Origin of the sequence: Methylobacterium sp. WL64 (assembly GCF_008039945.1) — a bacterium.
Taxonomy (GTDB): domain Bacteria; phylum Pseudomonadota; class Alphaproteobacteria; order Rhizobiales; family Beijerinckiaceae; genus Methylobacterium.
The window spans coordinates 1-3,396 of sequence record NZ_VRVA01000238.1; the positions used below are offsets into that span (position 1 = coordinate 1).

The window sequence follows — 3,396 nt, forward strand, 5'->3', positions numbered from 1 at the left end:
CCTCCAGATAAGCCGCAAAGCGCGGCTGGTCGGCAGCCAGCGAGGAGTTCAAGCGATCCATGCCTCGCTCCATTACGAAATCGAATCGCAAACCCTACCCAAAAATTTATGACACAGTAGTACTAGACCGCTCGCCGCCGGAGTGGATACCTGCTCTGCGTCAGGGAGCGGCTTACATCCAGGAGTTCGATCTAATCTCGATTGCAAAGTAATCAGGAACGGCTCTAAACTAAGATTGTGCTATTAATTTACCAATGTCGAACTGGGACCGCAAAATAGCGGTAGGCTACCCCGACGTTCTATAGATAGTCGAGCTGCGAACGGCGGCGCTATTTGACGCCCCCACGGCGTTCCTACAGCTCAATGGGTTTGGACGGTCAAGCTACTCGGCCCGGCGCAACAGCTACTCGCCCTAGCTAGAAACGCTTCGTCGACTAATCCGCTGGGACAATTGATGGGTTGGCTTCTCCACGAAGTGATAAAATATGACCGCGATTGCAATGCATGCCGCAAGTGAGATCGCGAGCGAGACCCAGATCGGGACGACGCCATGAAACACTCTAACAGTTGCCTGAAGCACGATCGCGTGAGTGAGATAAAGGCTATAGCTGATTGTTCCTAGTTTGATTAGGATCGGCCAGCGTAAGAAATCTTGCAATCTTCTCGAGCCCACGGCGACAAATATGAGAATGGCGGCGCCGAGGCTAGCCGGCTCGTCCCGAAAAATCATCAGCAGGATCAACGAGAGACATAACAGAAGCGTAGCTCTTACTGGCATTGCGCCGAAGTCCGGCATTGTGCCCTGTGAAAACCGGATCGCGAGAAAGATTCCGAGCACAAACGGAAGCACGAAATGGATTGTTACGTCGAGACCTGATATCACATCCGTACCGAAGAACGGAACTGAATCTTGACGAAACCGATTGGCAACCAGTTCCGCAACGATAAAAAGCCACAGAGTCCAGGGAAAGCGTATTCCGAGGAAATACAAGAGAGGCAATAGTAGCGAAATTCGGAGTTCGTAAACCAAACTCCACGCAACGGTATTAATCGTATTAGCTGTCGATGTCCCCGCCAGCAGGAAAAACTGGACGATATTGCTAAGCCGAAGCGGTTGACTCCACATTTCGTTGAAGGTGATCGCCGTGTCGGAGTACGATTCTAGATTGAGCGTAAGATAAAAAACGATAGCGAGTAGACCCGACGCCGCGTACGGCAGATAGATGCGAATAAACCGACGCAGGACGAAGTTAGGGTACGAAAACTCCCTTGACTTGTTTAGAATTCCGTAGACAATTACAAAACCACTGAGTACGAAAAAAAAGATGACGCTTGAGCGCCCATTGATAAGAATGCGCAGAGGCGTGAAACGTACGTATTCGATAAAGACTGGGGCCGTCATATAATGGTGATGCAGAACGACGAAAAAAGCTGCCAGACCGCGAAGCGACTCAAGATACTCTAGCCGCCGAGAAGCGTAAAAAATCTTATTTGATCGTAATGTTGCACTAGGATCGGTCATATAGCAAGCCCAATTCGTCGCGCGCGCATGTGAAGACGAAAAACTAATATGTTTCTCATCTATAAATGCGAATTAGTCAATCGATATCTTTGCGGCCTTATACTTATTCCTGCTTCATTTACCAAATCTGACTCCCTAAATATTCGGTTCTGGAATGTTGTGTCTTGGGCCAGTAATTTCCGCCCGTCATAATCGTGAGGTTCAGGCGCCGACGGTCTTGATGATAGTGCCGAACAGGCTGGCGCTGGTTGGGCTAGCGGTATCGACGACGGTGCGGATGGGGACTTCGCCCTCTGCGGCTCGCAGGTAATTACCCACCCCCTTGCGCGGGGTGGATTTCGCTGATTCCTTCGTGAGATGGGCCGAAGCGATCTTGAGCGGCTGAGCCGCGAAGAGCTGATCGAGCTGGTGCTGCGGATGCAGCGCCCGGAGAAGACTTCGCGCACCTCGTCGAAGCCTCCCGCGACGGATCGCAAGGAGCGGCGCGAGCAGGCCAAACCCGGTGGGGCGAAGCCCGGCCACGAGGGCCACAGCCGCGTGATGAGCGAGGATCCCGATACTGTCGTCGCGCATCGCCCAAATCGCTGCGCGTGCTGCGGCGGCGGCCTGCACGGGGACCTTCCCACCGAGGTCGTCAGCCTCTCCGAACGGATCGAGCTGCCGGAAGTCGCACCGGTCGTCACCCAGCATCAACGGCTGGCAGTGCAGTGCCCGACCTGCGGGGCGCGCGTGATCGCCCCTGTGCCGGAGGCGGCACGCGGCACGCCCTTCGGCCCGCGGGTGCATGCGGTTGCCACCTATCTCAAGACCTTCCAGGCGCTTTCCTACGAGCGGTTGCAGGCGGCGCTCTCCGACCTGTTCGGGATAACGCTTAGCCAGGGCGGGCTGATGAACCTTCTCCAGCGCGCGCAGAAGTGCTTTTGCTCCGGTCGCGACGAAGCCGTCTCGACCCTGCGCCAAGCCACGGTGGTCGCCTCGGACGAGACCGGCGTGCGTATCGAGGGCAGCAACGCCTACCACTGGGTGTTCCATTCGGCGCACGCCGTGGTGCACACGGCCTCCCCGACACGGGGCGCCATCGTGGTGCGGGAGATGATGGACGGGCATCGGCCCGCGGTCTGGATCTCGGACCGTTACACCGCCCAGCAGGGGCACGCCGCCGCCCATCAGACCTGCCTCGCCCATCTCGCCCGAGACGTCGCCTACGCCGTCGAGACCAGCGATGATCCCGTGCCCTGGCGTCTGCAGCTCTGGTTGCACTCTGTTTTCGCCATAGCCGAGCGCGTCACCGATCTGACCACCTCGACGCTTGCTGCCAAACGCCGGACCTTGCATCGGCAACTCGGCGCAATCCTCGCCACACGAAGCGGCTGCGACCTGACCCGCGCCCTGCACGCGAAGATCGGCCGAGCTCGCCATCAACTCCTCGTCTTCCTTGCTCATCCCGGCGTAGTCGAACCAACCAACAACGGTTCAGAGCGGCTGCTGCGCCCATCCGTGATCCAGCGAAAGGTCACCAACGGCTACCGCGCGATGTGGGCCGCCAAGGGCGAAGCTGCCATCCGCACCGTCGTCGATACCGCGCGCCTCACAGGCAGCAGCCCCTTCGGCACCATCCTCAAAACCGTCGGCGCCTGAACCCCGAGATTACGGGGGTGGGTAATTACGCTCGCAGGGCGCGAAAGCCGTTGGTGACCTTTCGCTCGACGACGGACGGACGCAGCAGCCTTTCTCAACCGTTGTTAGGGCGTCTAACAGAACCGTCTGCATTGGTTGAGTGTGACGAGGGCGCAGGCGAGGGTCGTGAAGGCGAGATGGATGTCCGCGCGGCGTTCGTAGCGGATGGCCAAGCGTCGGAATCGCGCCAGCCACGC

General features: G+C 57.7%; 2 protein-coding genes and 1 pseudogene. 1 reads left to right on the forward strand and 2 read right to left on the reverse strand.

Translation table 11 applies throughout. The features are described from left to right. Positions 1–412 precede the first annotated feature (412 nt). The gene (locus FV242_RS33280) at positions 413–1,522 is read right to left on the reverse strand and encodes an acyltransferase (protein ID WP_147941928.1); all 1,110 of its coding nucleotides are present in this window, start codon (positions 1,520–1,522) and stop codon (positions 413–415) included. 357 nt (positions 1,523–1,879) lie between these two features. Between FV242_RS33280 and FV242_RS33285 the strand changes: the two genes are divergently transcribed. Further along, on the forward strand, positions 1,880–3,160 hold the full coding sequence (locus tag FV242_RS33285; protein ID WP_147941929.1) for an IS66 family transposase: 1,281 nt from the start codon (positions 1,880–1,882) through the stop codon (positions 3,158–3,160). Positions 3,161–3,273: 113 nt separating this feature from the next. On the opposite strand, the pseudogene FV242_RS33290 reads toward FV242_RS33285, so the two are convergent. After that, positions 3,274–3,396, reverse strand: a pseudogene (locus FV242_RS33290) (IS5/IS1182 family transposase); the annotation flags it as partial.

What these genes read in the sequence shown, in the direction of transcription:
- FV242_RS33280 (WP_147941928.1), bottom strand. Translation starts at nt 1,522, where the DNA reads ATGACCGATCCTAGTGCAACATTACGATCAAATAAGATTTTTTACGCT.
- FV242_RS33285 (WP_147941929.1), top strand. Translation starts at nt 1,880, where the DNA reads ATGGGCCGAAGCGATCTTGAGCGGCTGAGCCGCGAAGAGCTGATCGAG.